24 protein-coding genes are annotated in these 26,205 nt (G+C 64.5%); 16 read left to right on the forward strand and 8 right to left on the reverse strand.

What is annotated here, in order from left to right; translation table 11 throughout:
• Positions 1-12 precede the first annotated feature (12 nt).
• Together VF769_RS10185 and VF769_RS10190 are read left to right on the forward strand one after the other, a co-directional pair.
• On the forward strand, positions 13-666 hold the full coding sequence (locus VF769_RS10185; protein WP_331008293.1) for a ribonuclease D: 654 nt from the start codon (positions 13-15) through the stop codon (positions 664-666).
• 21 nt (positions 667-687) lie between these two features.
• A complete protein-coding gene (locus VF769_RS10190; RefSeq protein ID WP_331008294.1) occupies positions 688-1,086 on the forward strand; it encodes a PaaI family thioesterase in 399 nt (132 codons plus the stop codon).
• Here VF769_RS10190 and VF769_RS10195 read toward each other — a convergent pair.
• On the reverse strand, positions 1,083-3,083 hold the full coding sequence (locus tag VF769_RS10195) for an elongation factor G (RefSeq protein WP_331008295.1): 2,001 nt from the start codon (positions 3,081-3,083) through the stop codon (positions 1,083-1,085). The two genes, VF769_RS10190 and VF769_RS10195, sit on opposite strands and share 4 nt — an antisense overlap.
• Positions 3,084-3,290: 207 nt before the next feature.
• Here VF769_RS10195 and VF769_RS10200 point away from each other — a divergent pair, with 207 nt between their 5' ends.
• The 5 genes from VF769_RS10200 to VF769_RS10220 all read left to right on the forward strand — a co-directional run bounded on the left by VF769_RS10200 (position 3,291) and on the right by VF769_RS10220 (position 8,511).
• Positions 3,291-3,923, forward strand: coding sequence for a phosphoribosylanthranilate isomerase (locus tag VF769_RS10200; RefSeq protein ID WP_331008296.1), 633 nt, complete (start codon positions 3,291-3,293; stop codon positions 3,921-3,923).
• A gap of 8 nt (positions 3,924-3,931) precedes the next feature.
• Positions 3,932-5,146, forward strand: a complete 1,215-nt coding sequence (gene trpB / locus VF769_RS10205; RefSeq protein WP_331008297.1) for a tryptophan synthase subunit beta — start codon at positions 3,932-3,934, stop codon at positions 5,144-5,146.
• A 133-nt stretch (positions 5,147-5,279) separates the two neighbouring features.
• Entirely contained in the window at positions 5,280-6,089 is an 810-nt protein-coding gene (gene trpA / locus VF769_RS10210) for a tryptophan synthase subunit alpha (RefSeq protein WP_331008298.1), read from the forward strand.
• A gap of 14 nt (positions 6,090-6,103) precedes the next feature.
• Positions 6,104-7,099 carry an acetyl-CoA carboxylase, carboxyltransferase subunit beta gene (gene accD, locus VF769_RS10215; protein ID WP_331008299.1) on the forward strand — a complete coding sequence of 332 codons (996 nt, stop codon included), beginning with the start codon at positions 6,104-6,106 and terminating at the stop codon, positions 7,097-7,099.
• Between the two features lie 131 nt (positions 7,100-7,230).
• Positions 7,231-8,511 carry a folylpolyglutamate synthase/dihydrofolate synthase family protein gene (locus VF769_RS10220; protein WP_331008300.1) on the forward strand — a complete coding sequence of 427 codons (1,281 nt, stop codon included), beginning with the start codon at positions 7,231-7,233 and terminating at the stop codon, positions 8,509-8,511.
• On the opposite strand, the gene trxA is transcribed toward VF769_RS10220, so the two are convergent.
• From trxA to tsaE, 6 genes are all read right to left on the reverse strand, one after another.
• Positions 8,508-8,828, reverse strand: a complete 321-nt coding sequence (trxA, locus tag VF769_RS10225) for a thioredoxin TrxA (RefSeq protein WP_135213069.1) — start codon at positions 8,826-8,828, stop codon at positions 8,508-8,510. The genes VF769_RS10220 and trxA overlap by 4 nt on opposite strands.
• A 63-nt stretch (positions 8,829-8,891) precedes the next feature.
• A complete protein-coding gene (gene addA, locus VF769_RS10230) occupies positions 8,892-12,299 on the reverse strand; it encodes a double-strand break repair helicase AddA (RefSeq protein WP_331008301.1) in 3,408 nt (1,135 codons plus the stop codon).
• Positions 12,299-15,262, reverse strand: a complete 2,964-nt coding sequence (addB, locus tag VF769_RS10235; RefSeq protein WP_331008302.1) for a double-strand break repair protein AddB — start codon at positions 15,260-15,262, stop codon at positions 12,299-12,301. Before addB ends, addA begins: the two co-directional genes overlap by 1 nt.
• Positions 15,259-15,990 (reverse strand): nucleotidyltransferase family protein, encoded by a 732-nt coding sequence (locus tag VF769_RS10240; RefSeq protein WP_331008303.1) that lies wholly within the window; start codon positions 15,988-15,990, stop codon positions 15,259-15,261. The genes addB and VF769_RS10240 overlap by 4 nt, the downstream gene beginning before the upstream one ends.
• Positions 15,987-17,072: an aminoglycoside phosphotransferase family protein gene (locus tag VF769_RS10245; RefSeq protein ID WP_331008304.1), complete on the reverse strand. Its 1,086-nt coding sequence runs from the start codon at positions 17,070-17,072 to the stop codon at positions 15,987-15,989. Before VF769_RS10245 ends, VF769_RS10240 begins: the two co-directional genes overlap by 4 nt.
• Positions 17,059-17,529 carry a tRNA (adenosine(37)-N6)-threonylcarbamoyltransferase complex ATPase subunit type 1 TsaE gene (gene tsaE, locus VF769_RS10250; protein ID WP_331008305.1) on the reverse strand — a complete coding sequence of 157 codons (471 nt, stop codon included), beginning with the start codon at positions 17,527-17,529 and terminating at the stop codon, positions 17,059-17,061. Before tsaE ends, VF769_RS10245 begins: the two co-directional genes overlap by 14 nt.
• An 89-nt stretch (positions 17,530-17,618) precedes the next feature.
• Here tsaE and VF769_RS10255 point away from each other — a divergent pair, with 89 nt between their 5' ends.
• From VF769_RS10255 to VF769_RS10285, 7 genes are all read left to right on the forward strand, one after another.
• Positions 17,619-18,854 (forward strand): NAD(P)/FAD-dependent oxidoreductase, encoded by a 1,236-nt coding sequence (locus VF769_RS10255; protein ID WP_331008306.1) that lies wholly within the window; start codon positions 17,619-17,621, stop codon positions 18,852-18,854.
• A gap of 6 nt (positions 18,855-18,860) precedes the next feature.
• A complete protein-coding gene (locus VF769_RS10260; protein ID WP_331008307.1) occupies positions 18,861-19,181 on the forward strand; it encodes a 2Fe-2S iron-sulfur cluster-binding protein in 321 nt (106 codons plus the stop codon).
• A 125-nt stretch (positions 19,182-19,306) separates the two neighbouring features.
• Positions 19,307-19,957 carry an LPS export ABC transporter periplasmic protein LptC gene (gene lptC / locus VF769_RS10265; RefSeq protein ID WP_331008308.1) on the forward strand — a complete coding sequence of 217 codons (651 nt, stop codon included), beginning with the start codon at positions 19,307-19,309 and terminating at the stop codon, positions 19,955-19,957.
• A complete protein-coding gene (locus VF769_RS10270) occupies positions 19,954-20,496 on the forward strand; it encodes an LptA/OstA family protein (protein WP_331008309.1) in 543 nt (180 codons plus the stop codon). Before lptC ends, VF769_RS10270 begins: the two co-directional genes overlap by 4 nt.
• A 58-nt stretch (positions 20,497-20,554) precedes the next feature.
• On the forward strand, positions 20,555-21,322 hold the full coding sequence (gene lptB, locus VF769_RS10275; protein ID WP_331008310.1) for an LPS export ABC transporter ATP-binding protein: 768 nt from the start codon (positions 20,555-20,557) through the stop codon (positions 21,320-21,322).
• Between the two features lie 14 nt (positions 21,323-21,336).
• Entirely contained in the window at positions 21,337-22,809 is a 1,473-nt protein-coding gene (rpoN, locus tag VF769_RS10280; RefSeq protein ID WP_331008311.1) for an RNA polymerase factor sigma-54, read from the forward strand.
• 71 nt (positions 22,810-22,880) lie between these two features.
• Positions 22,881-23,765 (forward strand): DUF2785 domain-containing protein, encoded by an 885-nt coding sequence (locus VF769_RS10285; protein ID WP_331008312.1) that lies wholly within the window; start codon positions 22,881-22,883, stop codon positions 23,763-23,765.
• Here VF769_RS10285 and VF769_RS10290 read toward each other — a convergent pair.
• Entirely contained in the window at positions 23,762-24,688 is a 927-nt protein-coding gene (locus tag VF769_RS10290; RefSeq protein WP_331008313.1) for a DMT family transporter, read from the reverse strand. The two genes, VF769_RS10285 and VF769_RS10290, sit on opposite strands and share 4 nt — an antisense overlap.
• Before the next feature lie 260 nt (positions 24,689-24,948).
• On the opposite strand from VF769_RS10290, the gene hpf reads away from it, so the two are divergent.
• Together hpf and VF769_RS10300 are read left to right on the forward strand one after the other, a co-directional pair.
• Positions 24,949-25,572 (forward strand): ribosome hibernation-promoting factor, HPF/YfiA family, encoded by a 624-nt coding sequence (gene hpf, locus VF769_RS10295; RefSeq protein WP_331008314.1) that lies wholly within the window; start codon positions 24,949-24,951, stop codon positions 25,570-25,572.
• A gap of 69 nt (positions 25,573-25,641) precedes the next feature.
• On the forward strand, positions 25,642-26,109 hold the full coding sequence (locus VF769_RS10300) for a PTS sugar transporter subunit IIA (protein ID WP_331008315.1): 468 nt from the start codon (positions 25,642-25,644) through the stop codon (positions 26,107-26,109).
• The last annotated feature ends 96 nt before the right edge of the window (positions 26,110-26,205 follow it).

A 26,205-nucleotide genomic window follows, 5' to 3' on the forward strand; every position in this document is an offset into this window, starting at 1 on the left:
AGCCCCTGCCCAATGACACGTAAGCTTTCCCTGACCGTCGATGGCAAGAACGTCTCGGTCTATCTGCACAAGGGCGATCTGCCCGACACTGTTTCCTTCAATGGCGCGGTCGCCGTCGATAGCGAGACGTTGGGCTTGTCGCTGATTCGCGACCCGCTCTGCCTCGTGCAAATCTCCGATGGGGGCCCCGAAGCGCACCTCGTGCAGCTCGACCGCGCAAGCTATGACGCGCCGAACCTGAAGCGTGTGCTGACCGACCCGGCGCACCTGAAGCTTTTCCATTTCGCACGCTTCGACATCGCCATGTTCATGCGCGATCTCGGCATCGTTACCGCGCCGCTTTACTGCACCAAGATCGCCTCGAAGCTGGTGCGCACCTATACGGATCGCCACGGCCTCAAGGATCTGACCAAGGAAATCCTTGGCCGCGACATTTCCAAGGATCAGCAATCGAGCGATTGGGGCGCGGCTGAACTCAGCGACGCTCAACTTGCTTACGCGGCCTCGGACGTGCTGCACCTGCATGCGTTGAAGGAAAAGCTCGACGCCATGCTCGCGCGCGAAGGCCGCACCGAGATCGCGCAATCGTGCTTCGATTTCCTGCCCACGCGCGCAGCCCTCGATCTCGCCGGCTGGGAAGAGACTGACATTTTCGCACACAGCTGACGCCCGCTTCAGAGAGACGCCATGAGCAACCTCGCCGCCTCGATGCCTTTCGCCACTTTGATGGGCGTTGAGGTCGAGGAAGCGACGCCTGAGCGGGTCGTCGGCACACTTCTGGTGCGCGACGATCTCTGCACCGCCGGCGGTATCCTGCACGGCGGCGCGATCATGGCGTTCGCGGATTCGCTCGGCGCCATTGGCGGCTTCCTCTCATTGCCCGAAGGCGCTGTCGGCACCACCACGCTGGAGAGCAAGACAAACTTTCTCGGCGGCGCCGGAGCCGGCAAGATTGTGCGCGGCGAGACGACGCCTGTGCATCGCGGCAAGCGCACCAGCGTCTGGCAAACGAAGATCACCAGCGAAGACGGCAAAGCCGTCGCGCTGGTGATCCAAACGCAAATGGCGCTATTCGCCAGCGGCTAAGCCGCCGCGTGTTGCGCCCGCTTCGCCACATCGTCCGCACGACGCCCCGTTAACTCGACCATGTGATCGAACGCGGCTTCGTACGTCGCCAAACCTTGCGTCATCGAGCGCAGCTCGATGATGAAATTCTGGCGCTCCGAATGCGGCAGATAGGCTTCGACCTTATCCCATCCGGGCCATCCTTCGCGCGGCTCGAAGCCGAGGATTTGACCGTTGTGCGAGGAGACCGCCGAATTGATTTTCGGCGTGCCCGCGCTCGGCGTGTAAATCGTCAGCTTCTCGACGGGCTCCAGGATCACCGAATCGCATTCCGCCAGCGCTTCGCTCATGCCAAGCCGGCCCGCCATCTGAAACGCGAGTTCGCTTGAATCCACCGAATGGAATGAGCCGTCGATTAGCGTGACTTGCACATCGACCACCGGAAAGCCTTTCGGCCCCTTCGCCATCGCATCCTTTACGCCTGCTTCCACCGCCGGAATCCATTGGCGCGGAATAGCGCCGCCGGTGATCTTATCGACAAACTCAAAGCCCGAGCCACGCGGCAACGGCTTCACTTGGATCACGCAATCGCCAAACTGGCCGTGACCGCCCGTCTGCTTCTTGTGCCGCCCACGCTTCTCAGCGCTGCGGCGAATACTCTCCTGATATGGCGTCGACGGCCGTTGCGCGGAGACTTCCACGCCGAAACGCGCCTTCAAGCGATCAAGCACCGTACGCAGATGCGGCTCGCCCTGGCCCTGCAGCAGAATCTCGTGCGTCGTCTGATCGTGCAGCACGGCAAGACCAGAATCTTCTTCGACCAGTTTCTGCAGCGCGCCGGAGAGACGCACATCGTCCTTCCGATCCCTGGTGGCGATCGCCAGTTGGTAGACGGGGAAGCGCTTCTCGAAGGGCATCTTGATCTTCGCCGCCGGCGCGCCCGCGCCCAGCATGTCGCCCGCGGCTACGGGATCAAGCTTGCCGATGGCGACCACGTCGCCTTCGCGCGCCTCGCTGATCTTCTTGGTCTGGCCGTTGTTCACGGAGAAAAGTGCGCCCGGCCGTTGCTGCGAACCGTCGCTCAGCGTGAGCTGCGTGCTGTCCGCCAGCGCGCCGCCAAACACACGCGCATACGCGAGCTTACCGGCCTGCCCCGCGTGCGAGATTTTCATCACGTAGACGCCCGCGCCTTTGAAGCCCAAACGCGCCGCCGCGAATTTCGGCTCCGGCGTGTCGTGCCTGAACGCCTTGAGCAGTCGGCGAATACCGGCGCCCTGCGCCGTCGCGCCAAAGAACACCGGCACGATCAAACCCTCGCGCGTTTCACGCACGAGATCGGCGAACACAGTGTCCTGATCCGGCGTGACGTCGGACAGCAGCTTCTCCATCAGCTCGTCGTCAAAGTCGGCGAGCTGTTCGAGCATATGAAACCGCGCTTCGGTTTCGCGCTCAGCCAATTCAGCCGGAATATCGATGAGCTGCGACGGCTTGCCTTGCTGATAGAGAAATGCGCGCTCCATCGCGAGATCGACGAAGCCGGAAACGTGGTCGTCCTTCCAGATCGGAATCTGCCGCGCCACCAACGGCAATGCGCTCACGCCTTGCAGCACTTCTAAGAGATCGCGGATGCGGCCGCGCGCGGTGTCGATCTTGTTGATGAACAGCGCGTGCGGAATTTTCAGCTCTTCGATCGCCTTCAAAAAAGGCTGCAACAGCACGGCTTTGTCGGGATCAGGATCGGCGACGACGATGGCCATATCAGCCGCGGGCAATGCGAAATCCGCGTCGGCGAGAAAATCGACGGCGCCGGGTGCGTCGATCAACGCATAATGGTCGCCCATGTAATCGATGGCGGTGAAGCCGGTTTCGGTGGATTGGCCGGCGGCGTTCGGGATCGCGCCCGAACCGCCCGAGGCGGCCGATGCCAGAGCTTGGATCAACGCCGTCTTGCCCGCCCCGGTCGGACCGACGACGGCGATTGCCCTCACGTTGTGATTGCTCGATTTATGCGCAGCCATGGCGCTGCCTCCCTTTCGGTTCGGGCGGCGCCCCATGCGCGGATTGTGCGGCGGGCGCCGCTTCTCGCTTATGGCGGCCTGTCGAGGCCGTGCGTCACTCTTTCACGAAGCGAAACGACCTGCAACGCGCGGCGCATCCGGCGCCAATGTGTTGCGGTCATTTCACCTCGGTGACGCCGTGCTTTTTCATCGCTACCTGTACCGCTCATGGCGGAAGCGAAAATCTGCGGCATCACCAGCGCCGACGCGTTGGACGCAGCCCTTGCGGGCGGCGCGCGTTATGTCGGTTTGGTCTTTTTCCCACGCAGTCCGCGCCACGTGGCGATGGCCCACGCCGGGGCGCTCGCGCGCCGCGTGAAAGGCCGGGCGGAAGTGGTCGCTGTTACCGTCAACGCCGACGACGAATTGCTGGCCGAGATCGCCGCCAAGGTCGCTCCCGACTGGGTCCAGGCCCATGGCGACGAAAGCCCGGCCCGGACGGCCCAACTCCGCCAATTCGCCCAGAAGGGGGTGATCAAGGCGCTTGGCATCGCCAGGCCGGAGGATTTCGCCCAGGTCGCGGCCTTCGAGCCAGCTGCGGAAATGCTCCTGTTTGACGCCAAACCGCCCCCGGGCGGGCTGCCTGGCGGCAATGCGCTGGCGTTCGATTGGGCAATCCTGGCTGGCCGCCGCTTTGGCCGGCCCTATTTCTTGTCCGGGGGGCTGAACCCGGAGAACGTGGCCGAGGCGATTGCAGCTTCGGGCGCCAGCCTTGTGGACGTGTCCTCTGGCGTGGAAAGCGCCCCCGGCCTAAAGGACCCGAACAAAATCGCCCAATTCTTGGCGGCAGCCCGAGCCTAAGCTAACCGATGGACGCGAGACGCAACTGGCAGGATTTGCCCGATTCCAATGGCCGCTTCGGCCAATATGGCGGGCGCTTCGTGGCCGAGACCCTGATGCCGCTCATCCTCGACCTGGAGCGCGCCTATCGCGAAGCCCAGGCCGATCCGGCCTTCGCCGCGACGATGGCGGATTTCTGGACCCATTATGTCGGCCGCCCCTCGCCGCTCTATTTTGCCGAGCGCATGACCGCGCATTTCGGGGCTGCGAAGATTTACTTCAAACGCGACGAGCTCAATCACACCGGCGCGCACAAGATCAACAATTGCCTCGGCCAAGTGCTGCTGGCGCTGCGCATGGGCAAGACGCGCATCATCGCCGAGACCGGCGCCGGCCAACACGGCGTCGCGACCGCCACGATTTGCGCGCGCCTGGGCCTGCCTTGCGTCGTGTTCATGGGCGCCACCGACATCGAGCGGCAAAAACCCAACGTCTTCCGCATGAAACTGCTCGGCGCTGAAGTGCGCCCCGTCACCAGCGGCAACGCCACGCTGAAAGACGCAATGAACGAAGCGCTGCGCGATTGGGTCACCAACGTGCACGACACTTTCTATTGCATCGGCACCGCCGCCGGCCCGCATCCGTATCCAGAAATGGTGCGCGACTTTCAAAGCGTGATCGGCCGCGAAGCGCGCGCGCAAATCCTCGAACGCGAAGGCCGCTTGCCGGACGCCGTCATGGCCTGCATCGGCGGCGGCTCCAACGCGATTGGCCTCTTCCATCCGTTCCTCAACGACGAAGACGTGAAGCTCTACGGCGTCGAAGCAGCGGGCTTTGGTCTCGACGTTTACAACAAGCACGCCGCCGCGATTAATGGCGGCAAGCCCGGCGTGCTGCACGGCAACCGCACCTATCTTTTGCAAGATGAAGACGGCCAAATTCTTGAAGGCCATTCGATCAGTGCTGGCCTCGATTATCCCGGCGTCGGCCCCGAACATTCCTATCTCGCCGATATCGGGCGCGCGAAATATCTGAGCTGCACCGACGACGAAGCGCTCGAAGCGTTCAAGCTTTGCGCCCGCCTCGAAGGCATCCTGCCCGCGCTCGAACCTTCGCACGCTTTGGCGCGCGTCGGCGAAGTCGCGCAAGAGATCGGCAAAGGCGGACTCATCATCCTGAACCTCTGCGGTCGTGGCGATAAGGACGTGTTCACCGTGGCGGATGCGCTTGGGGTGAAGATATGACCGGCGCCCACTCATCTTCCCCCGCTTGCGGGGGAAGTGGATCGCGGCGAAGCCGCGAGACGAAGGGGGGCGTTACCCACGCCCCCCTCCCCTCGCTTCGCTCGGACCTCCCCCGCAAGCGGGGGAGGATTTAATGACTCGCCTCTCCGCCCGTTTCGCATCGCTCAAGCGCGAAGGCCGCGCTGGTCTTGTCGCGTACATCATGGCGAGCGATCCGGATCATGAGACGTGCTTTGAAATCCTGCGCGGGCTGCCTGCCGCCGGCGCGGACGTGATCGAGCTTGGCTTTCCCTTCTCCGATCCGATGGCGGACGGCGTTTCGATCCAGCTCGCCGCGCAACGCGCGCTGAAAGCCGGCGGCAGCTTGCGCAAGACGCTCGATCTCGCGCGCCGCTTCCGCGCCGAGGACCAAACCACGCCGCTTATCCTCATGGGCTATGCCAACCCCGTCGAGCAAATGAGCTACGACGTGTTCTCGCGCGAAATGGCGAGCGCCGGCGCGGACGGCGCCATCATCGTCGACCTGCCGCCGGAAGAAGATTCACCACTCCGCGCCGCCTTCGCGCCCAACGATCTCTCGATCATCCGCCTGGCCACGCCCACCACCGACGATAACCGTTTAACCAAGGTGCTCGAAGGCGCCTCCGGGTTCCTGTATTATGTCTCCGTCGCAGGCGTCACAGGCGCGAACGCCGCGACATCCGAAGACGTGCGCGCCGCAGTGGAGCGCATCAAGCGCGCCACGGAACTACCGATCGCCGTGGGCTTCGGCGTGCGCACACCAGAAGCGGCGCGCGCCATCGCCCAAAATGCTGACGCCGTCGTCGTCGGTTCGGCGTTCGTCGATGAAATCGCCGCTGGCGGCTCTGAGCAAGCCGTCGAACGCGTCTTGCGCAAAGTGAAACAGCTGAGCGAAGCTGTCCGCACTGCGCGCGGGCAATAAAAGGGACACCCGCTATGAACTGGCTGTCAAATTTCGCGCGACCCGGCCTCGCCAAGAAAAAAGGCGACGAGGAAAAGCGCGATACGCCGGACAATCTCTGGATCAAGGATCCGCTGAGCGGCGAATTGATCTATCGCTCGGAGCTTGAAGCCTCCGATTGGGTGACGCCTTCGGGCTTCCACATGCGCATCGGCCCCGACGCGCGCTTCAAGCAAATGTTCGACGACCAAACCTGGCAGACGATCCCGTTGCCGAAGGTCGCCGCCGATCCGTTGAAATTCAAAGACGACAAAAAGTACGTCGACCGCCTGAAGAGCGCGCGCGCCAAAGTCGGCCGCGAAGATTGCATGGCCGCGGGCTACGGCCGCATCGGCGGCGCGCATGCTGTCGTGCTGGTTCAAGATTTCGAATTCATGGGCGGCTCACTCGGCATGGCCGCCGGCGAAGGCTTCGTCACGGCCGCTGAAGCGGCCGTGCGCCGCAAAGCCGCGATGATCATGGTCACGTCCTCCGGCGGCGCGCGCATGCAGGAAGGCATACTCTCGCTGATGCAGATGCCGCGCACGACGCTGGCGATCCAAATGCTGCGCGAAGCGGGCCTGCCTTACATCGTCGTGCTCGCCGACCCGACCACGGGCGGGGTCACTGCGTCGTACGCGATGCTCGGCGATGTGCATCTGGCTGAACCGGGCGCGCTGATCGGCTTCGCCGGCCCGCGCGTGATCGAACAAACCATCCGTCAGAAATTGCCGGAAGGCTTCCAGCGCTCGGAATATCTGCTCGACAAAGGCATGGTCGATCTCGTCGTCGATCGCCGCCAGCTGAAGGCGACGATCGCCACGCTGCTCTCGGTGCTGATGCACAGACAAGCCGCCAAGCAAGGCGATAGCGGCGAGACGTTTGAGCTGACTGACATCGCGGCGGCTGACGAAGAAGCCGATGCGCCAACGCTACGCGGCGGAAAGCGTAAGCCAAGCGCGAAGACCTTACGCGCCAAAGCGGCAGAATAGCGCGAACGTAAAGGCTCCGTCATCCCGGACACGCGAAGCGTGATCCGGGACCCAGGGGCAAATGGCGATGCGTTGGCCCCTGGATCCCGGGTTCAATGCTGCGCATTGCCCCGGGATGACGAAGTGGGAACATGCGCGACGTCGTCTTAGACAAATTCACCGACCTCTTCGGCCCCGAATTCGGCCACGGCAAAGCGTTTGATCTCGCGCCACTCCGAGCAACGCTCGCCGCCCTCGGCAACCCGCAAGACAGGCTGCCGCCGATCATCCACGTCGCCGGCACCAACGGCAAAGGCTCCACCATCGCCTTCATGCGCGCGATCGCCGAAGCGGCGGGCTTGCGCGTGCACGCCTACACCAAGCCGCATCTCTTCAAGCTGAATGAACGCTTCGTGGTGGCCGGCACGCCGGCAACCGATGAAACCCTCATCAACGCCGCCGAACGCATCGCCGCGATCTCAACCGACCTCACCCAATTCGACGCCCAGGTCGCCGCGGCGTTTCTGCTCTTCAGCGAAGCGCCCGCCGATCTCGTTCTGCTGGAAACCGGCATGGGCGGCCGCGATGATTCCACCAACGTCTTTGCGCCCGCACTCAGCGTGATCACCCCCCTCGGACTCGACCACCAAGACGTCCTCGGCGCCACGCTCGCCGAAATCGCGGCACACAAAGCCGGCATCATCAAACCCCACACGCCAGCGATCATCGCGCGCCAGGTGGACGAAGCGCGCGAGATCATCGAAGCACACGCCGCGCGCGTGCATGCGCCGCTGCTCCAACACGGCCAAGATTGGGACGCGTACACCAACGCCGGCCGCCTCGTCGTGCAGACCGAAACCCGCGCGCTCGATCTGCCGCTGCCCGCGCTCGCCGGCGTGCATCAAATCGAAAACGCCGGCCTCGCCTGCGCCGCGCTCATGCACTGGCGCCCCGATCTGCCGGACGGCGCCTTCGCCAACGGCATCGCCAACGCCACCTGGCCGGCGCGCCTTCAACCACTCACGCGCGGCCCCTTCAGCGCGCCCATCCGCGCCAGTGGCGGCGAAGTCTGGGTCGATGGCGGCCACAATGCGCACGCTGGCGTCGCGCTATCCCACGCAATGCAAGAGATGAAAGCCCGGCGCGGCGGTACGAACATCGCCATCGTCGGCCTACGGAAACGCAAGGACGCGACGCTCTTCATCGCCGCCCTCGCGCGTTTCGCCGACCACATCATCGCCGTGCCACTTTCCGACGATTACGTTTCAATCAACGAACTCGCGGCCCTCGGCGATCAGCTTGGCGTGGATAGCGCCACCGCTCCATCACTCGCGGCCGCCATGCAAAACGCGGCGCAGTTGCCTGCGCCGCGCGTGTTGATCTGCGGATCGTTTGTGCTGGCCGCTGAAGCTCTAGCGGCGGAGAGCGCTTAAACGCTCTCGTTCAGCCATTCGACGATTTTGGACTTTGGCATCGCGCCGACCTTCGTCGCCGCGACCTTGCCGTCCTTAAACACCATGAGCGTTGGGATGCCGCGCACGCCGTACTTGCCGGGCGTCATCGGATTATCGTCGATGTTCAGCTTCACGACCTGAACGCGATCGCCCATCTCGGCGGCGATCTCTTCCAGCGCCGGGCCGATTTGCTTGCACGGGCCGCACCATTCCGCCCAGAAATCGACAAGCACAGGCGTGCCGGATTTCAGCACATCGGCGTCGAAACTATCGTCGGTAATCTTGGTGGTCGCCACGTAAGAATCTCCTGCTTGGACAGCGGAATCGTGCACCGGATGTAGGTGGGAAGTCTTAAGGTTTCAACCAGCTGCGAACGTAGCGAAAACAGCGTCGAGACGATCTTCCGGCAGGTCCATCAAATGCGGCGCTTCCGTCCAAAGCAAGGCGCAAGACACGGTCTTTGTGGGGAAAATCTTGCGCAAAACGGCGCGATAGAGCGCTAGTTGTAGGACGTACGCATCGGGCGCCGCAGCGGGATCGGTGGGCGCCGGGCGATCGGTCTTGAAGTCCAGCACGAGCACGCGCGCATCCTCGACGACGATGCGGTCCACGATACCGCGCACAGGCTTGCCCGCGGCTTCGCCAACGATCGGCGCTTCGGCGCGGCTGTTCGGCCCGAACACTGGGGCGAAGCGCCTATCCGCCGCCACGCGCATCGCCTCGCGCGCAAACTCCGCCGCTTCCGCGTCGTCAACGCCCTGTCGCGCGAGCCAAGCCAATGCCGCCGCTTCACGTCGCGCATCCTCGATCTCAGGCAAGCGCTGCAACAGACCGTGGATCATCTGCCCGCGGCGGAAGCGCTTCTGCCCATCGCCGCGGGGCGAAAACAAAGCCGGATCGACGCGCGCGACCCGCGACGGCGCGGCGATCTCCACACGCTTGCCGCCCGGCGCTGGCGCATGCACCCATGCGGGCAACACGGTCTCAACACGCGGAGCTAGAGTCTGCGCATCAGCAAACAGCGGCGTGCCATAGCGCAAACCCTCGCCAAACGGCGTCTCACACGGCTCAGCGCCAAGCTTCGCCAAACCGTCCTGCACCGCCGCGCGCCAACTCTCCGGCGCTTCGCCGAGCTTGGCGTTGCCAAACTGCGTGCCGCACACGATCAGCCGGTCGCGCGCGCGCGTCATCGCCACATAGAGCAAACGCCAATGCTCGCCCAACATGCGCGCTTCATGCGCCGCGCGCGCGCCGGCAACAGCGCGATCATCGTCCTTGCCGCGGAACGAGACGAACGGGCCGTCCTCATCATCGAAGATCAAGCCATTGTCCGGCGCATCGGCGACATCGCCCGTCGCGTCCGGCAAAATCACCACCGGCGCCTCAAGCCCCTTGGCGCCGTGCACCGTCATCACGCGCACCGCGCCCGTCTCGGCCTCCAGCTCGCGCTTCACCTGCCCGGAATCGAGCTCAATATCATACAAGAAGCGCTGCAAAGTCGGCGCGACGTGGCCCGCAGGCTTGAGCGCCCGCTGCAGCAATTCTTCCAACGGATCGCGCGTCTCTGGCCCCAGCCGCGCAAACACACGCACCCAACCGGACGGCCCGCCGCCATGCTGCGTCTCCAGCGCCCAGCTCAGAAACGCAAACGCATCCGCGCCCTTGCGCGCAATCAGCTCAGTCACGAACGCGCGCGCGGCCGCATACTTCTCATCCGCGCTCGCCATCAAGCGATCAATCAGCCGCTCGCCTTTGCCGCGCCCATACGCCAACGGAAACAAATCCGCGTCGTCATCAACGAGATTGCACCACGGCCCCTTCAGCACACACGCCAGCGCCAAATCATCCGCCGGATCGAGCGCGACCTGCATCAGCGCCAAACAATCCTCGACCGCCAATTCACCGCGCAACACCATACGGTCGGCGCCCGCCACCGGCAGGCCCGCGCGCTTGAACGCCTTGATCAGCTCGCGGAACATGGCGCCGCGCGTGCGCACCAGCGCCAACACATCGCCCGCACGCACCGGCCGCAACACGCCCTTGTCCCACACCGCCTCACGCGTTTCGATCATCGCTTTGATGCGCTGCGCGATGGCTTTGGCGAGGATCGCATGCACGCTGGCGCCCGTCTCGACGTCCTGCGGCGCGTCCCAGGGCTTCGCATCGGCCACGATCGGGCGCGGCGTCCAAGGCCACACTTCAACGACGCCGCTCTCCCTCGCACGCGCCGCCAAATGCTTGATCTCATCGTGCGCGCCGGGATCGCCTGCAACCAGCGGCTTACCCGCCATCGTGGCGTCCACCGCCGCCAACACTTCCGGCACAGTGCGGAATGACGTGCGCAATTCCGGTGCGGTGAAGAGCATTTCGGCCGCGTGCGCGCGCCGCGACAGCTCTTGCGCTTCGTGCAAGAAGCGACGCGGATCCGCGCCCTGAAACGCGTAGATGCTTTGCTTCGGATCGCCCACCGCGAAGATCGTGCGCGGCTTTTCACGCGCGCCCGCGCCGGCGAAGAATTCATCCTGCAGCGGCGCAATCAAATTCCATTGCGTCGGACTCGTATCCTGGCCCTCATCGATCAAAATATGATCCAAGCCGCCGTCGAGCTTATAGAGCACCCAGGGCGCGGCATCCGAACGCTGCAGCAAATTCAGCGCATGCTCGATCAGATCATCAAAATCGAGCGCGCCCGCGCGCTTCTTCGCGTCGGAATAGGCCTGGTCCAGCTTGAGAGCGAGCGCGAGCGCGGCAATGGAATCCTCCGCGCGTTCGATCGCATTCAGCCGATCCCGCGCGTCCGCCGTCGCTTCCGCCAAGCCGCGCACCAAAGGCTCCAGCCAAGGATGCGCTTTTTGCGTCGGCTTCGTCACGAAATTCGCGCGCAGCGCACCATCACCGGTGAGCGCCAGCGCGAAACACCCCGCCATCGCGCCCGCATGATCATTGCGCTCCACACACGCCAGCACTGCGCGTAGGCGCTCGCCGGTTGCGACATCTTGCGTGCTGCCCTCGGCCAGCTTCGCCGCCGCTTCGCGCAGATCATTCCAGCGCCACGGCCGTAAGAACTCGCGGATGAAATCTTCCGCGCTCTGCGTGACACCGTGGCGATCGCGCAGGGATTGCTGTGCGAACAACTCGCCCTGATGCCGCTGCGCATAAGTGTGAAACTCGCGCCGCCGCAAGGCTAGGCGATCGAGCAGACCTTCCAGCGCCTCGCCATGCAGTCGCGCGGCAAAGCGTCGGAACGCCTCGCGCGGCGCATCCGGCGCCAACGCCGCGTCGGCGCGTGCTTGGCCGAGCAACGCCGCCGCGCGTGCTTCATCGGCAATGTCGAACCCCGGCGGCACACCTGCTTCCAACGGAAACCGCGCCAGCACACGCTCGCAGAAAGCGTGAATGGTTTGAATCTTCAAGCCGCCCGGCGTTTCCAAGGCTTGCGCGAACAGCGCCCGCGCTTGGCCGAGATTTGCGTTCGGCGCACCAAGCTTCGCGAGTTCCGCGGCAAGTGTCTCGTCGTCGGCGACACACCAGCCGCCCAAGCGCTCGAACAAGCGGCGCTGCATCTCCGCCGCGGCGGCCTTGGTGTAGGTGATGCACAGAAACGCCGACGGCTTCGATCCTTCCAGCAACAGCCGCGCGATGCGATCGACAAGCACCTTCGTTTTGCCCGAGCCCGCATTCGCGGTGACGAACACGGAGTACGACGGGTTCGCCGCCAAGCCTTGGCTGGCGTTCGCTTCCTGGAGGGCGTCAAGCGGCGCGGTCATCACTCATCGCCCTTTTCGTCAGCCCATTCCTTGCGCCGCGCGAGGTGATCGTATTCCGCATAAGGCTTGATGAATTGCACGCGCGGCTTGGAGAGAAAGGCCTGGTTCTCATCCGCATAGCGCGCGAACAGGCCGCGTAACGACGACAGCGCCTTCTCAGCCGCCTCGTACGGTCCATCCTCCAGGCTCACCGCGCGCGGTGTCGGATCGGCATTGCCGAACCGCCAATAGATCAGCTCTGTGACGTCCGCGCGTGGCACGATAATCCCGCGTGCCTCATCCTTAAACACGCCCCGCGCCAACATGGCGGCTTCCAACAAGAGCTGCGGCGAAAGACCGGTGCTAACTTGCTTATCGCTCGGCGGCGCGCCGGTTTTGAAATCGAGGATCGCGGCATGGCCCGCGCCGATCTCGATGCGGTCGGCGACACCCGTGAGCTTCACGCCATCGACGTCGAGTTCGCCGCGCACCTCGCGAAACACCGCAGCATTTCGCGCACGCCGTTCCTCAAACCAGGCAATCAACGCGGCAACTGAAACACCCAAGCGCTCGCGCTCCGCCGCGCGACGTTCGGCTGGGATGCCATAAAGGCGAAGCGCCTCATCCAACAATCGCGTCAGCTTCGCCGGATCGGCGCCATCCTCGAACTTCTCGATCGCCGCGTGCACAGCCGTACCGCGCTCCGCGGGCCCGGCCGGCGCGCCGATCGGCAAGAGATGATCCAGCTTCAAAATCCGCCGCGCATAGACAGCGTACGGATCACGGATCAACGTCTCCACCGTCGTCACGCTCACTTGCGTCAAACGTTTGCCCGCGGGCGGACGCGGCTTCGGCGCTTGCGCCGGAACAATCGCGGCGGGCTTGTCGAGGGCGCGCGCGTAGTCGATATAGTCGTTGGCCGATTGCAGCTCCGCCTGCGCGCCTTGCACCAAGGTCTTCAGACGCCACAGCCAACGCGACGCCAAAGTCGGCGAACCCTCGCGTCGCAAGGCGCGCGAGAGCACCACGTTCGGCGCGTTCGCAAGCTGGGCGAAGTCGTGCGCGGCCAAACCAATGCGCGCATCCACCGACGGCAAACCCAGTTTCGCCCGCATCGCCCGCGACAAAAACGGATCTTCGCCCGGCGGCGCCGGCCACACGCCTTCGTTCAGGCCGGCGAGTATCATCAAATCACGCCGCTGCAAGCGCGCTTCGAGAAGCCCCCATATCGCCACCCGCGCATCGCCGCTGGTTTGCAACGGCGGCACTTCGCGGCCATCCATCAGCCGCAGCATGACGCGCGGCGCGGCGTGCGCCTCCATCTCGCCAAGCTCGGCGCCGTGTTGGTTCGCCTCGCGCAACAAGCTCGCCGCCGCCTCGCCGTCGCGGCCCTGCCAGACGTCGAATGCGGTCAGTTTCTCGGCCGATTGCGTCAGCGCGTCCGCGAACTCCGCGAGCAACACCTGGCGATGCGACATCAATTCCGTCAGCGGCTTCAGCGCCGCCGCGACCATGTCCACAATACCGCGCGCGCCGTCCCAAGCCTTAATCTCAACGCGCTGATCAAGCGTCGCCAATTCCGCCAATGAATCATAGCGGCGCGGCCCGCGTAGGCCCTTATGCTCCAACACCGTCAACGCCGCCGCGTCACGCGCCAAGCCAACGCGCGGATGCTTCAGCAAAGCGGCGAGCGCCACCGGCTCGCCCGGATCGCGCGCCAGTTCGCACAGCAGCGCCACCAAGCGCCCCGCATCCGTCTCACGCAGTGGCAAACCGTGCGAGACGTTCGGCTCGATACCCCAACGCGCGAGCTTCGATTCAATCCGCCGCGCCAGCGCCGCATCCGGCGTCACGATCGCCGCGCTGCCGTCCGGCTTCTCCAGCGCCTCGCGCACCAAGAGCGCGATCGCCATCGCCTCTTCGTCTTCCGTCGCGGCTTCAAGCAAACGCAGACCGCTCGCACCCTGGCGCACGAAATCCTTGCCGCCCGCCGCATCCAAACGCGCCAGCCAGTCTGCCGTCTTCTCCGCCGGCGCCAGCGCTTCGCGCATCAGCACACGCCGCGCGCGGCCGCGTTCATCCTCAACACGCAACAACGGCGCGGTATCGCGTTCCACGCCAAGCGCAGCCAGCGTCGCCTTCAGCGCGTGTTGCGGATGCTGATCGCCGACCATGCGCCATGAGCTCTCGTCGAGGTCGACGTCGATGCCCGGCAACACGACAACGCCGCGCGGCAAGCGCGACACAACGCGCATCAGCTCGCGCGTCGTCGCGATCGAACCAGTCGAACCCGCGATGATCACAGGCCGCGTCGGCGGCTTCGCCTTCCAGCGTGCGGCCAACGCACGTCGCAACGCGGCGCCATGTTCGGCCGGATCGCTTTGACCACGTTCCTTGAGATGCTCCGGCCAAAAGGTGGCGATGATATCGAGAAACGCGGCGGAGCTTTGCCAGTGCCGCGCGAGTTCGATCTCTTCGACCAATTTTGGTAGCTTTTTCCAATCGACGTGATCGACGGTGGATGCGCTATCGAGCAGCTTGCCCAGCTCATCCGCCAGCGCCAGCGCACGCGCGGGATCTTCGACACCGTTCTCGGCTTTGTCGCGCGCGCGGATCAGAGCCGCGAGCTGCATGCGCCGCTGCAGCTTGTCGATCGGCGGCAAAATGTCGTCGGCGATCGGATCGGCGCCCCAGACGTCAGGATCGTCGTCCGCGTAGGGATCGTTCAGCGGCCGCATCGTCGGCAGCAACGCTGCGCCGCCCAAGCGCTTGGCGAAGGCGTCAATCAAGCCGCGCGCCGCGCGCCGGTTCGGCAGCAGCACGAGCGCATCAGCCAGCGCGAACGGATCGCGCGCAGGCTGCAGCTCCGCCACCATCGCGTCCGCCAACACATCGAGAAACGGCGCCGACGCGGGCGCACAGCGCAGGCGCGGCGCTGGGCCGCCGAACAGAGGTTCGGGCAGCCCGAGCGAAAGCATGCTCATGGACTTGGCGCCGCCGCCGCCGTCAATCGCGCTTCAGCTTGTTCGCGCGCTTCCGGATCGCCGACATGCATCCAATAACCGCCGAGCGGCGCACCATGAAGTCGGCCCTCGCTCGCCAGCCTGCGCCACACGCGCGTGAACGAGAACGGCTCCAAAGGTTCGCTATCAACAATGCGCGGATCAATGATCTGCGCGCCCATGTAAGCCCAGGGCGCACTCGGACGCTCATCGCGGAATAGAAGCGCGCCCGCGTGGTCCATCACGAAATCGCCTGCGCCTTCATAGCCGAGCTGCTGCTCCATGGCCGCCAGCATCAACCGCGCGCCCATGCGCGACGCGTCGAAGCCAGCGCAGAGCCGCGCAATCGCCGACCCGTTCGGCTCTTCCCAGACGCTATCGATATTGCAGACCACAATCGGATCATCGCCCAGCAGAGGCCGCGCCTGACGCACGCCGCCACCCGTTTCCATCAATTGCCCGCGCTCGTCCGAAATCACGATCTCGATGTCGGTGCGGCGCGTCACGTGCGCTTCGAGCAAATCGGCGAACGCATGCACATTCACCACCGCGCGCTTTACGCCCGCGCCAATCAGCCGGTCGAGCACGTGATCGATCAGCGCGCGACCGCGCACGCTCACAAGCGCCTTTGGCCGATCATTGGTGAGCGGGCGCATGCGCGTGCCGAGGCCAGCGGCGAGCACCATGGCGGTGTGCGGTGTGGCGCTCACGCGGCCTTCTCCAGATAAGGACGCGCCACGCTCTCCACGAACGCGCGCGCATCTTCGAGCGCGGGATGCTGCAGCGTGCGCGCCAGATGGCCCCACTCCCGCGGCATGAAGGAGAGATAACGCTGTTTGCCGTCTCGGCCCGCGAGGCGCGAGAAGATGCCGAGGATGCGCATCGCGTTGATCGCGCCCAACACGGCAAGCTCGCGGCGGAAATCCGCATCGTTGGCGCCCGTTACATCAAGATACGCGCGGATCGCCGCTTCGTGCGCTTCCGGGCTCACATCGCGCCGCGCATCATGCAGCAGCATGGCGAAATCCCACGCGCGCCAGCCACGCACGGCGTCTTGGAAATCGAGCAAGCCCACACGCTGCAAGCCATGGCGCTCGGGCAACCAGAGCAAATTCTCCGCGTGATAATCGCGGATCGTGAACGCGCGCGGGAAACCCAGCGCCTTCACGATCAGATTGTCGCGCACCTGCTCCCAGCGCGCCCGCGCCGCATCATCGATGCGCACGTCGGCCGCGCGCGGCAGCCATTCCACGAACAAATCCGCGTTCACTTCAAGCGCCAGCGCATCGTAGTCGAGCAACGGCCATGTCGCGCCGCCCGCACCCTCGAGCTTTGATGGCGGCGTCACGGCGTGCACGTGCGCCAGCACGCGCGCGGCTTCTTGATAAAGCGCGATCTCGTCCACGCCCTCGGGAATGACGTTGGCATAGAGCCCGTCGCCCAAATCCTCGATCACGGCGTAACCGGCGTCGCAATCAGCGCCATAGATGCGCGGCGGCGCAAGGCCGAGGCTTTCGAGATAGGCGGCCACCGCGACGAACGCTTCCACGCGCGAGGCGGCCAAACGCGAAGTCGCGTTCCAACCCATGGTGCGGCGTTCCGCGGGTGTGGCGCCCGGCGGACACGGCGCGCTCTCCGCACTCTTCGGCGCGTCCATCAAAATGGCGCGGCGATCCGAAAGCGCCAGGCGCTCATACCGGCGCGTGGACGCATCGCCCGCGAGCGGCACGCGCTCGGCGTCGGCGAATCCCGTCTCGCCAAGCAATTTCGCCAGCGCTTCAGATCGTTCCAAGCTTTTCTCTCCAAGCGCCATGCGCATTGAGCATCGCCATGCGCCCCTCGCCGTCCGGCGCGAGCGCGATGTCGAGCCGATCGCGCGGCAGCTGACCGCCGAGGCGTTCCGGCCATTCGATCAGACACGCGGCGTACGCGAATGCGTCCTCCAACCCTAGCTCCCAGGCGTCGTCTGGTTGCTTCAGCCGGTAGAGGTCCACATGCCAGAGTTCGCCGCGCGGGCCATCATAGGTTTGCACCAAAGTATAGGTGGGGCTGGGGGCCTCTTCAGCAGCGCCGACCCAGGCCTCTATGGCGCCTCGGGACAGCGTCGTCTTGCCGGCGCCGAGATTGCCGAACAGGCAAACCACATCGCCAGGCTCCATCTTTTCGCCTAGGCGCCTGCCTAGTGCGATCGTCGCCGCCGCGTCGGGCAGCGCGATTTCTCGCGAATCAACAAGGCTCTGGGCGGTCACAGGGGCGAATGCTGGCCTAGCGGCAGCGCGGCATCAAGGGCGCCTTGCGCCCGAGCCTCAGACGCCGCAAAAGCTAAGCCGCTGTGACTATGAACGAAATCAAACGTGTCATCATCATCGGCGCCGGCCAAGCCGGCGGCGAGACGGCGCAACGTCTGCGCCAAGGCGGCTTTCAGGGCGATATCACGCTCATCGGCGAAGAGCCGTACGCGCCCTATCAGCGCCCGCCGCTGTCGAAGAAATACCTCGCCGGCGAGCTTGGCATGGACCGATTGCTGCTGCGGCCAGCCAATGTCTATGCCGAAGAAAACATCGCCCTCCTGACTTCCCTGAAGGCGGTCTGGATCGACCGCGCCAGCAAGAAGGTGCGTGTCGAAGGCGGGCGCGAATTGCCGTATGACGCGCTCGTGCTCGCCACCGGCTCCAAGCCGCGCAAACTGCCATTGGCGGGCGCGGATTTGGCGGGCGTATTCACGCTGCGCACGGCCGCCGACATCGACGCGATGAAGCCCCGCTTCGTGAAGGGTGCGAAGCTTGTCGTGATCGGCGCGGGTTATATCGGCTTGGAAGCCGCCGCCGTCGCGCGTCAGCTCGGCCTCGAAGTCACCGTGGTTGAAACCGCCGTGCGCCCGCTCGCCCGCGTGACCAGCCCCGAAGTCGCTGGCTTCTTCCTCGACGAACACACACGCCAAGGCGTGCGCTTCGTGCTCGGCGGACAGCCTGCCTTGATCAAGGGCAGCGAGCACGTCACCGCCGTGGGCCTCACCGACGGCACGGAAATCCCCGCCGACATCGTCTTGGCCGGCATCGGCGTGAACCCCGAAGTCACGCTCGCGCAGCATTGCGGGCTCAATGTGGAAAACGGCGTCGTCACGGACGCTTCCTGCCGCACCTCTGATCCCAGCATCTTCGCCATCGGCGATTGCGCAGCCCGCCCGATCAGTTTCTTTGACAATCGTCTAGTTCGCCTCGAAAGCGTGCATAACGCCATCGAAGGAGCGAAGATCGTGGCGGCTGCGATTACCGGCGGAAAACCACCCGTGCTTGAAGCGCCCTGGTTCTGGTCGGATCAATATGACCTCAAACTGCAGATCGCCGGTCTGTTTAACGGCTATGACCACATCGTCTTCCGTGGCGTCATCGCTGACCGCGCGTTCGCGGCGTTCTATTATCACGGCGAAAAATTGATCGCAGTCGATGCAGTCAACAAGCCGGCCGAGTATTTGGGGGCGAAGATGCTGATCCAGACGGGGCGCACGCTGCCGCGGGACGTCATCGCCGACGAGACAAGGCCAATGAAAGAATTGGTCGCAAGCGCGAAATAGGGACCCATGCCGAAGATCACTTACATCGAGCACTCCGGTAAGGAGCACGTTGTCGACGCGCCCGTCGGCCAGACCGTGATGGAAGCCGCCGTGAAGCACGCCGTGCCCGGCATCGACGCCGATTGCGGCGGCGCCTGCGCCTGCGCCACCTGCCACGTCTATGTGGACGAGGCCTGGGCCGACAAGACGGGCGAAGCCGGCTCGATGGAGCAATCTATGCTCGATTTCGCCAACGATGTTGAGCCGACCTCGCGCCTCTCCTGCCAGATCAAGATCAGCGAGGCGCTCGACGGTCTCGTGGTGCGGTTGCCCAAGAGCCAGCACTGACCAGAGCTTTTGACGGACTGAACACCTGCGTTCGCCGCGTTCCGAACGCGGCAGTGCGGGAGCCCCCAAGGTCGACACCCTTGCCTTGCTTCCGCCCCTGAGCCGGGCGAAAAGCTCGCTAGACCATGACCGCAGCCGCTCACTACGCCACGTTCGAATGGGAGCCGAAGCGCGCGCAGACCTTGCGCGCCGCGCGCCGCCGCTCGCGCTTGGTCGCCGGCTTGCGCCGCTTCTTCGTCGCGGGCGCCGGCGCGTCGCTGGCTGCCGTCTTTGTGTTCATGGCGTTGCACGCGATCGAGGGCGGCTTCAATGCCGGCGCCTATTCCGCCGCGGAGCCGCTGCGCATGATCAATCCACGCTTCATCGGCCGCACCGAACAAGGCGGCCCCTATCAGCTCTCCGCCGAAATCGCCGAGCGCGCGCCGGGCGAAAACCAGCCGATCGAGCTGATTTCGCCGGTCTATCGCACCGAAGCCGGCACCATCATGCTGGCGCCGCGCGGCATCTATGATGAGCAGGCGGCGACGGTGGTGTTCGATGGCGAAGTGCTGTTCTCCGATAGCGGCGGCAATCGCTTCACGACACCCAACATGATTGTGGATCTGGAACAGGGCACATTGACTGGCCGAGGCGGCGTCACCGGCGCCGGCCCTATTGGCGTGCTCCAGGCGGGGTCTTATGAATTACGCGACAGCGACCGCGCTTTAGTGCTTCGCGGCGGTGTCAGGGGACAAATCCCGGATCGGGATGCTCAAGATGGGGAAGCGACGCCATGAGGCCAGTAGCGTTTTTGATTGCCGCCGGCGCCTTCTTCGTGGCCGCCCTTACGGCCGCGCCCGCCCACGCGCAACTCTCCGAGAATGGCGGCCCGGTCTCCTACTCGGCTGATAATCTTGAGTATTTCGACGGCGAGCGGCGCCTAGTCCTGACTGGCGACGTCGACATCGTGCAAAACGACGCGCGCCTGCGCGCCGATCGCATCACCATGTTCTTCAGCCAGTCCGGCGGCGGCCAAAGCGCCGGCCAAGGCGGCCTCGGATCGGGCGACATCGAACGCATGATCGCCGAGGGCGAAGTCTATTATGTCCGGCCAGCCCAATCCGCCCGCGGCAACCGGGCCGTTTACGAGGTCGCCCAGGACGCCGTGACCTTCACCGGCAACGTGGTCGTGGCCTCGGACGAGAACGTCATTCGCGGCGAAACGCTGGTTTTGCAGATCGGCAACCGCCGCACGACTATCCGCCCGACGCCTGGGCAACGGGTGCGCGGCGTGTTCGTACCGCGCGACAATCCCCAGGGCGGGTCAGGCAATTAAGCCCTTTGCGGTATTATATAACCACGACTTCACGAAATCTTAGCGGCAGGTGGTCGATATGAGCCCCGAGGGCGCTGCAAGCCGTTCGTCCAAGTCTGAAACCGCTCAAGGCGGGCTCGGCGCGGTCTCGATCGGGAAATCCTATCGCGGCCGCCGCGTGGTCAAAGACGTGTCTGTGCACGTCAATCGCGGCGAGGTCGTCGGTCTGTTGGGCCCCAACGGAGCAGGCAAAACCACCTGCTTCTATATGATCACGGGGCTCGTGCGCGTGGACCAAGGGCAAATCTTGTTGGACGGCCAGGACGTCACAACGCTGCCCATGTACCAGCGCGCCAGATTGGGCGTTGGCTATCTGCCGCAAGAACCGTCCATCTTCCGTGGTCTGACTGTTGAACAGAACGTCATGTCGATCGTCGAGCTGACCGAGCGCAACAGCGCGAAGCGTCGCGAGATCGTCGACGGGCTGCTCGCCGAATTGCACGTCGATCACCTGAAAGATTCGCCCGCCTCCGCCCTTTCGGGCGGTGAGCGCCGGCGAGTGGAGATCGCGCGCGCCTTGGCGACGCGGCCGTCGTTCATGCTGCTCGACGAGCCTTTCGCCGGCATCGACCCACTTGCTATCGACGACATCCGCAAGCTGATCCTGTTCTTGAAAGAACGCGGCTTGGGTGTGCTGATCACCGACCACAACGTGCGCGAAACGCTCACGATCGTGGATCGGGCCTCGATCATGTTCGACGGCGAAGTGTTGTTCGAGGGATCACCCCAAGAGGTGCTCTCGAACCAGGCCGTGCGCGAAAGGTATCTCGGCAAAGACTTCCACTAGGACGGGGGCCGCCGATGGCGATGACTCCCCGCTTAGAGCTGCGCCAGGGTCAGTCCCTGGTGATGACGCCGCAATTGCAGCAGGCGATCAAGCTGCTGCAGCTCTCCAATTTCGAACTTCAGGAATTCGTCGAAGGCGAACTCGAGCGCAATCCGCTGCTTGAGCGCGAGGAATCGACGGCTGAAGCAAAGAAGGAAAGCGGCGACGCCGAAGCGCTCGAATTTGAAAGCGGCATGATTCCCAACGAAGCCGCACTCGACGTATCCGTCGCAGATATGGCGCCGGATTTGAGCGCCGGCGAATTGTTGGAAGCCGGCGCCGCGCCGCTCACTGATTGGTCGAAGGCGTCGTCGGGCAAAAGCTTCGACGATCTGCCCGGCCTCGAAGACACGCTCACCCAAGACATCTCGCTCGCCGAGCATCTCGACGCGCAACTCACCGAGGCGGGTCTGAGCGCGGTCGACCGCATGATCGGCGGCGTGCTGATCGATGCCGTCGACGATTGGGGCTATATGCGCGCCGACACGCGCGAACTCGCCGATCGCCTGGGCGTACCCGAAGCCGACGTGCTGCGCGTGCTGACCACCATGCAGGGCTTTGAGCCCACCGGCGTGATGGCGCGCGATATTCCCGAATGCCTGGCGCTGCAGCTGAAAGAGCGCGGCCGCTTCGATCCGGCGATGGAGGCTCTGGTCCGCAATCTCGATATGCTCGCCAAGGGCCATTTCGATCGCTTGATGACGGCCTGCGGCGTCGATCGTGAAGATCTGACCGACATGATCGCCGAAGTGCGCGCGCTCACGCCCAAGCCCGGCGCGGGCTTCGGCGGCGGCGCGGTGCAATCGGTGGCGCCGGATGTCTATGTGAAGCAGGCGCCGGACGGCACGTGGCACGTTGAACTGAATTCCGACACCATGCCGCGCGTGCTGATGAACCAGCGCTATTACGCGACCGTGTCGAAAACGGCCAAGCGCGAAGAAGACAAGCAATTCCTCACCGAGTGCGCCGCCAACGCGTCGTGGCTGGTGAAGAGCCTCGACCAGCGCGCCAAGACGATCCTCAAAGTCGCACGCGAAATCGTGCGCCAACAGGATGCGTTCTTCGTGCAGGGCGTCGCGCATCTGCGCCCACTCAACCTGAAGACCGTCGCCGCCGCGATCGAGATGCATGAGAGCACGGTCAGCCGCGTCACCTCGAACAAATATCTCTCCTGCGAACGCGGCGTGTTCGAGCTGAAATATTTCTTCACCGCCTCGATCAATTCCGCCGACGGCGGCGAAGCGCACTCGGCCGAAGCCGTGCGCTACCAGATCAAGGGCCTGATCGACGGCGAAAGCGCGGAAGAGATTCTCAGCGACGACCGCATCGTCGAAATCTTGCGCGAAAAAGGCATCGACATCGCCCGCCGCACGGTCGCGAAATATCGCGAAAGCCTGCGTATTCCGAGCAGCGTCGAACGCAAGCGGAAGCTGGCGCACGGGATCTAGTTCGTCGCGTAACAAGGTCGCTCGTCGCAAGCACACTTACACGCAAAGATGGTGGGCGCAGCTTGCCGCCCATGAAACCCCTCGCCATCGCCACACTGCTCGCCATCACCTCCTGTGCCAGCGCACAAGCGCAACCGCTCTCCTGCCCGCCCGCGGGTTACGAGCGCGCAGAGCTCGATGCGCTGAAGGCCAACCAATGGGCTATGCCCAACGATCGCGCGCGCAATCGCTTGGCGCTGGCGCTTACGCCATGCTTGGCGTCCCCCGATCCAAGCATGCGCGACGGCATCGCGTTCGAGGCGTATGCGCACTGGCTGCGGGCGCGTCAGCTGACGCCGCAGACAATGCGCGCGTTGGCGACTGATCTCGAAGCACGGCTCGTCGCACATGATCCGAATGGCTTTGAGCCGCCGTTCGCGGCGCTGGTGCTGAGTGAAGTCGCGCGTGCGGATCGGATCGAGGCGTATCTCGATGTGTCCGCACGTCAGCGCCTGCTCGACGGCGCGCTGAGATATTTCACGCAGGTACGCGATTATCGCGGCTTCGATGAACGCGAAGGCTGGCGCCACGGCGTCGCCCACGGTGCGGACCTGCTGCTGCAGCTTGGACTAAACCCCGCGCTTAGCGCGGACCACCTCCAACGCATCGCCGACGCCATCGCCGCGCAGGTCACGCCCGAAGGCCATTTCTACATCTATGGCGAAAGCGAGCGCCTGGCGCGGCCGATCATCTTCATGGCGCAACGTGGTCTGATCAGCGAAGAACAATGGACCGCGTATTTCGCGCAATTCGCCAATGTCGGGGAAAGCCCCTACGCGTCCCAAGCGGGCCTTGCGCGCATCCACAATGCCAAAGCCTTCCTGCAGACGATCTACCTCAACGCACAGCTGAGTGCGAACACTGAAGATAACGCGATGCTTCCGGGCGTCGAAGCCGCGCTGCGCGCGCTGCCCTAGCCCGTCTTCTTAGCCCGCAGCAACAGCACTTGACCCAACAGCACGAGCACGATGCCCGCGAGCGCCAACACGCCCCAGCTCTTGCCTTCAAACAGGGTCGACACCGTCATCGCCACCGGCGGCGTCAGCGCCGAGATATAGGCCGCCGTCGCATAGCCGCGCCGACGCGCGAGGCCGAAATAGAGCAGAAACGCCACCACCGAGCCGACCAGCGACAGGTGCAGCAGCGAAAGCACGTAGCCCCAGCTTGGATCGAAGCGCCAGGCGCGGCCTGTCGCCAACGCAAACAGCACAAGCACGATGACGCCGTAAGACATCGACCACGCCGTGAAGCTCGCGACACCAGCGCCGGCGATCTCGCCACGGCGCGCATACACATTGCCGGCTGCGGACGCGAGAACAGCCGCGAAGGTGAGTCCCAAGCCAATCAGCGCCGCCTCGCCCATGCGCGCTGAGGTCAGCTCTTCCCACGAGAGCAAGGCCACGCCCAAGACGCCAAGGCCCGCCGCGCCCCACGCCAAGAGCGGCGCGCGCTGGCCGAACACCACGCGAAACGCGATCAGGTTGAAGAAGGCGAGCGCGGCAAACAGCACCGCGACAACCGCGGACGCGACGCGCTCCTCGGCCCAATACACGAACACATAATTCAGCACGAACGTGAAGACGCCGACCCCGAACGCCGCCATGTGCTGCGCGCGATTGAGCGCGATCTTCTCACGCCGCAGCGCGCACCATGCAAACAACAGCGCCGCCGCGAGCGCGAAGCGATATGTAATCGAGATAACAGGATCGACGACGCCTAATTGCAGCGTGATCGCAAACCATGTCGTGCCCCACGCCAGCGTGCAGACGATAATGGCGATGAAGTCGAGCCATTGTGCCGCAGGCTTCACCCCGGCGGGCGCATCCATTTCGGCGCTCATGCGCTTTCCCCCAAGCGGGCTGCGTCAAACCCGCCGCGCCGTTTACGTTGACGCAAATGGGGCGCCAGTTTGGCACTGTCCAGATACGCCCGTCGCTATTGCTGACTCACGATTTCTGGCGCTCTTTTCGGGCTGTGATCGTTGACCCAACCTGTTCGCGGGCCTACCTTTTTTATTAGGCATCGGGGCGCTCTTGGGGGGCGGAGCGACGCCCCGAGAGCCCCCGCTGCGTCGCAGCGTGAACCAAAGGAGGCTCCTATATGCGCATACAAGTCGCCGGACGGCAGATGGATGTCGGCGAAGCGCTGCGAACCCGAATAGAGGGCGAGCTTTCAAGCGGAGTAGGTAAGTATTTCAGCCGCGCCACGGATGCAGTTGTCACCGTGGGCAAGAATGGCGGCGCCGGCGTCGACGTGGATTGCGTCGTGCATCTCTCTTCCGGCATATCGCTTCAGGCGCAGGGTCACGCGGGCGACGCCCATTCGGCCTTCAGCGACGCGATGGAGAAGCTTGAAAAACGCGTGCGGCGTTACAAGCGTCGGCTGAAAAACCACCACGCCGACAACAAATCCCCCCTTCCCGCCGAGAGCGCGACCGCGTATGTGCTCGCCCCGTTAAAGGACGAGGAAGAAGCCGACGAGACCGCGTCGGCGAATGAGCAAGAGTCCGGCCCGTTGGTGATCGCCGAAACTGCGGTTTCGGTCCGCACCATGACCGTTTCGATGGCAGTGATGCAGCTGGATCTGTCGGAAAGTCCGGCGCTTCTATTCAGAAACGCCGCAAATGGCGGTCTTAACCTTGTGTATCGGCGTTCTGACGGAAACATCGGCTGGATCGACCCGGAACGCGCCAATGGTCACACGAAGGTCAACGGAACGGGTTAAGAGGAACCTGGGGGTTCAAGGCACGTTTTGGCGCCGTCCATGCACGGGCGGGCCAAACTGGGTGAGGGAATGAACGACCTTAGCGATCTTGTCGCGCCAGAAGCGATTCTGCCGCGGGCCTTGGCCACATCCCGGCGTCAGGCAATCCAGATGCTGTGCGAGGCGCTGGCCAAAGCCGCTGGCATCGACCCACGGGTGGCGTTCGACGCCGTGCTGCTGCGTGAGCGCCTCTCCGGCACGGGCGTTGGCGAAGGCGTCGCCATTCCCCACGCACCTGTCGCTGGGCTTAAGGGCCCGATCGGCGCCTTCGCGCGTCTCGACCCGCCGCAGGATTTCGGCGCGCTTGACGGTCGGCCTGCCGACCTTGTCTTCCTGCTGCTCGCCCCGCCAGATCGCGGCGGCGATCATTTGAAGGCATTGGCCCGGGTCTCGCGCTTTTTCCGCCACGCCGATATGCGCGAGAAACTGCGCGCCGCGCGCGGCGGCGACGAGCTCTACGCCTTGATCGCGGGCGCTGTGCGCAGCGACGCCGCATGATGACGCCGGCCGACAGGCTGTTCTCGTACTTTCCGCTGATGATGACGGTTGCGTCGCTCATGGCGCTCGGCGTGTTCGCGCAATGGCCCTCGCTGT

The organism is Vitreimonas sp. (assembly GCF_036392335.1).
Taxonomy (GTDB): domain Bacteria; phylum Pseudomonadota; class Alphaproteobacteria; order Caulobacterales; family Aquidulcibacteraceae; genus Vitreimonas.